Here is a 4965-nt window from a genome sequence, read left to right on the forward strand (position 1 = left end):
ATTTTCGCGCGGATTTGTATTACCGGCTGAATGTGGTCACCATCAATGTGCCGCCACTGCGAGATCGACGGGAAGACATTCCGCTGATCGCCGAGTTCTTTCGCCGCAAATTCAGCGGAGAAATTCGAAAAACGGTTCGCGGATACACCGAAGAGGCAATGCGTCTGTTAAAAAATCATCATTGGCCTGGAAATATTCGCGAGTTGAAAAATATGATCGAACGCGCCGTGCTGATTGTCGATGACGGAGAAATGATAGACTGCGACGCGCTGGCGTTTTCCGGGAAAGATTATTTTGCCGCTGGCGGTCGCGAGCGAAGAAAAAATGCCAACAGCACCATTACTTTCAACACGCTGAACTTGGAAGAATTGGAAAGAGAATCCATCTACCAGGCACTGGAAGTGAGCAAATGGATTCAAAAAGATGCGGCAAAATTGCTGGGCATTTCCCCGCGGTCTTTGAATTACAAAATTAAGTTTCACAACATTACCCATCCAAGCTGGAAAAAGAACGTGTAACGGTTTTCCTTCACTTCATGCTAAGCTCCTCCGATTTTGGAGGGGCTTTTTTTATGCCCGAATTTTTTTGATCCTCGTTTGTCTTTCAAATTCAAGAGTTGCTTTGAGTTTATGATTTGGAAAAAATTACCCCCTCTTAAAATTAATTGGCTCTCCTTGTAACATTTTTAAAATCAATTAATTATCACTGTTTTATTTCATTTCTGAAATACCTACCTGTAAGATAATCAGAAAGGTTAGCATTGGTGTTTCTTGTAACTTGTTGATAATCAATATGTTGCTTGTTGGCAAAAAGCTGGTATGCATGTTGCCTTATATAAAGTAAATAAGCATTATTGTCAAGAAAAATAATAAGTTAGTGCATAGTTGTAACATTTATCGGAGAAGGGGCATTGAGATGCAGGCAGCAAGGGCAAACACCAAAATGCGTATCGTGTTGTGGGGGATCATTTTTATTTTTTGTTTTTCAACAAGTTTTGCAGCCCAAGTGATCGTTTCCTGGAGTCCAAATAGTGAACCGGATTTACAGGGTTACCGCATTTACTATGGTCTCGCGTCACGAAATTACACCAAAATCATCGACGTGGGGCAGTTAACGACTTACACAGTCTTGAATTTAGCAGAAAATACGAATTACTATTTTGCGGTGACGGCCTATGACAACGCCGGCAACGAAAGCGGTTATTCCGAGGAGGTGCAAATTTACATTCCGCCGTCGGACACAGATCCGCCGAGGATTACGAATGTCGATGTGTTAGACAAAACTTACATCAAAATCTTTTTCAGTGAAACCATCGACAGATCAACGGCGGAAGATGCGGGAAATTACAGGATTTCTCCCGGCGTTAATGTGCTGTCCGCTGAATTGTTGTCAGATTTATCTTCTGTGAAATTGACAACGTCAATCCACAATCCCGGGGCCTATCGGGTTACTGTGAACAACATCAAGGATAAAGCAACTGTTCCGAATACAATCGCGGCGAACTCATTTTTCGATTATGTTGTTCTCGACACTGATTCTCCGCAATTAGCTGGTGTGCAGGCGATTAGCGAAACGCAGGTGGACGTAATTTTTTCAGAACCAGTACAAAAAAGTGCAGCGGAAAATATTGGTAACTATTCCATTAATCATAATATTTCAATTTTCAGCGCCCGGTTGGATGCGGATTTGAGAACAGTGCACTTGACGACTTCGACGCACAGCGAAAACACTTACACTTTGACCGTGAATCATATTTTTGTGACCGGGCCGCGGAACCAAACGAGATTGCTGCAAATAGTCAGGCGAATTACCAATATGTCGACCGCGTCAAACCGCAGCTCGTGCGCGTGGATGTGCTTTCAGATGTCAAATTGAACGTCGTTTTCAGTGAAACGGTGGAACAGAGCAGCGCGGAAAATATTGCCAATTATCAAATTCAATCAGGCGCACAGGTGAAAAACGCGCGTTTGAAAGCGAATTTCAAAGAAGTGGAACTCACGACGACACCCCACGTTGAGCAAAGTTACCGTCTGACAGTTCAGCACGTGCGGGATCGGGCGAATAGTCCCAATGAGATAGCTGCGGGCAGTCATTTTGATTATGACTACATTGACACCATCGCTCCGGCGCTGTTGTCGGTGGAAGTGGTGTCGGACAGTGGTTTAGTCGTGATTTTCAGCGAGCCGGTGGAGAAAAGTTCCGGCGAGAATGCGGGGAATTATTCCATCAGCGGTGGTATCGGTGTGGTTTCAGCGCAACTGGATGCGAGTGATGTGAAAAGAGTCTTTCTGAAAACCACGCCTCACGCGGAGCAAACGTACACGTTGACTGTGCTTAGAGTGAAAGATCGTGCCAAAGCGCCGAATGAAATTGCCGGACAGAATCAATTGAGCTATGAGTTCGTTGATCGTTTTCCGCCGCAATTGACTGGAATTACCATTGCCAGCGATGACCTACTGGATATTTATTTCAATGAACCGGTGCAAAAGTCTTCCGCGGAGAATGCTGCCAATTATTCCATTTCGCCTCAAGTTACCGTTTTAAACGCAGACTTGGACGCCAGCGAAAAAATTGTGCATTTGCAAACAGAAAAGCACAGTGAAGGCGATTATATGCTACATGTGTCTGGTGTGCGGGATCGGGCGCAGGCTCCCAATACGATCGCGGACAATAGTTCTCTCTCCTATAAATATATCGATCAAATTCGACCGGTTATTTTAGGTGCTACTTGTGAGAACGATACGACAGTGAAAATTCAATTCAGCGAAGCCATCGAAAGAGCGTCCGGTTTGCTGAAAACAAATTATTCGATTTCGCCAACGGTACAAATTCAGTCAGTGCGGTTCGGGGAAAATTCACAAATAGTGATTTTGACGACTGATGCGCATCAAGAAGGGAATTACCAGTTGACCGTAAATCACGTCCGAGATCGGGCGCAGCATCCCAATGAAATTTTGGCAAACACGATTTTTCAATACGAATATGTCGATCGTTTTGCTCCGGGAATCATCGGTCTGACTGTTTTGGCGGACAATTTGATTGAGGTGGAATTCAATGAACCGGTTTCAGCCGTGTCTGCAGAAACAGCAGGAAATTATCTCATTAGTCCGAACATTGTCGTTGAGCAGGCTGTTTTACAGGGCGATAATCAAACGGTCTCTTTGCACACGACAAAGCATGAGGAGGGAAGTTATTCGCTCACCGTCGTTGGTGTAACTGACAGAGCAACAAGGCCTAACTCGATTACCCAACCGATTGTGAAAAATTATGAATATGTCGATCATACGCCCCCTGCGTTTTTGTCGGCTCAGGCGCTGACGGATAATCAGGTGGATGTTTTCTTTAGCGAGCCGATGGACAAAAACTCATGTGAAAATATCGCTAACTACCAGATTTCTGATGGGATTGTGGTTTACAGCGCCACTCTGGACGCCGATCAGACAACCGTGCATCTATCGACATCGGGACATGTGCCGGGAAATTACACAATTACCGTTGCCAATGTGAAGGACAATTCCAGTCAGAAAAATCGTATTGCGGACAACGCGCAGGCCAGTTATCAGTACATCGATCAAATTCCTCCGGCGCTGGTCAATGTTGATGCCCCGCTGGAAAATTTAGTGGAAGTAACTTTTTCCGAACCGGTGGAGAAAAATTCAGCGGAAAATACGGCGCATTATCAGGTCAATAATGGAATCCAGATAGAAAGCGCCGTATTGGATGAAAGTTTGGCTACAGTGCGTTTGCAGACAACGGTGCATGTGCCCGGCGACTATGTTTTGACTGTTCGCCAAATCAAAGATCGGGCGGTCAATCCCAATCAAATTCCAGCGCCACTCATTTTTGCCTATTCCTACGTGGATCGTACGCCGCCGGTAATTACCAATGCGCAAGCTTTGTCGGATACCGCAGTGGAGATTATTTTCAGCGAGCCGGTGGATGCGGTAACTGCACAAAATAGCGGAAATTATTTGATCAGCAATAACGTGCAGGTTTTCTCGGCTGTTTTGCAAGGAGATCAAAAAACAGTGCTTTTGCGGACAAGTTCTCACATGCCGGGGCAGTACGTGATTGAGGTAAAAAATGTCACAGATCGAGCCGCTACGCCGAATGTGATTGCCGAAGGAAGTCAGTTCACGTATCAATACCTGGATCAAATTCCGCCCGAATTAACGCAAGTGATTTCGCTGGACGAGACGCACGTGGACGTTTATTTCAGCGAACCGGTTCAGCAAAGTTCGGCGGAAAATGTTAGTCATTACATCATTAACAATAATATTCAAGTGTCGTCGGCTCACATGGATGACAGCGGCGAAATTGTGCATTTGCAGACGAGCGAGCATGTCCCGGGCAATTATCGGCTTACGGTTTCGCAAATTTTAGATCGCGCTACACCGCCGAATGTGATTGCGGAAAATAGCCATCTGGACTATCAATACGTCGATCGCACGCCGCCGATGCCGTTGAGTGCGGAAGCTCCTGACGAAACGCATGTGGATGTTACTTTCAGCGAGCCTTTGGATAAAAACTCGGCTGAAAATGCGGCTAATTATGCAATCAACGGCAATGTGTCCGTTGTTTCTGTTTCCCTTGATGCGAATGAAAAAATTGTGCATCTGCAGACAACGGTTCAGACGCCGGGGCAATACACGATTAATTTCACAAATATCGCGGACAAGGCGGATTCTCCGAATGCAGTGACTGCTGGCGCGCACATCAGCTACGAATATGTGGATCGAATTCAGCCGACAATTGTGAGTGTCGTCTGTGATGCGGAAACGCAGGTGGACGTAATTTTTTCAGAACCAGTACAAAAAAGTGCTGCGGAAAACATTGGTAACTATTCCATCAATCATAATATTTCAATCTCCAGTGCCCGGTTGGATGCGGATTTGAGAACAGTGCACTTGACGACTTCGACGCACAGCGAAAACACTTACACTTTGACCGTGAATCATATTTTTG

General features: G+C 45.4%; 3 protein-coding genes. All 3 read left to right on the top strand.

Annotated elements, in window-relative coordinates; all coding sequences use genetic code 11:
- The coding region (locus GXO74_11555; protein NOZ62309.1) for a sigma-54-dependent Fis family transcriptional regulator at positions 1–518 on the top strand (518 nt) is incomplete at its 5' end.
- A 397-nt stretch (positions 519–915) separates the two neighbouring features.
- On the top strand, positions 916–1875 hold the full coding sequence (locus GXO74_11560) for a fibronectin type III domain-containing protein (GenBank protein NOZ62310.1): 960 nt from the start codon (positions 916–918) through the stop codon (positions 1873–1875).
- Positions 1848–4965: hypothetical protein (locus GXO74_11565; protein NOZ62311.1), on the top strand; the 3118-nt coding region annotated here is incomplete at its 3' end. The genes GXO74_11560 and GXO74_11565, both read left to right, overlap by 28 nt.

The sequence above is a fragment of the Calditrichota bacterium genome, from assembly GCA_013152715.1.
Taxonomy (GTDB): Bacteria; Zhuqueibacterota; Zhuqueibacteria; order Thermofontimicrobiales; family Thermofontimicrobiaceae; genus 4484-87.

Excerpts from the sequence above, each read along its gene's own strand:
- GXO74_11560 (NOZ62310.1), top strand. The coding sequence starts at position 916 with ATGCAGGCAGCAAGGGCAAACACCAAAATGCGTATCGTGTTGTGGGGG.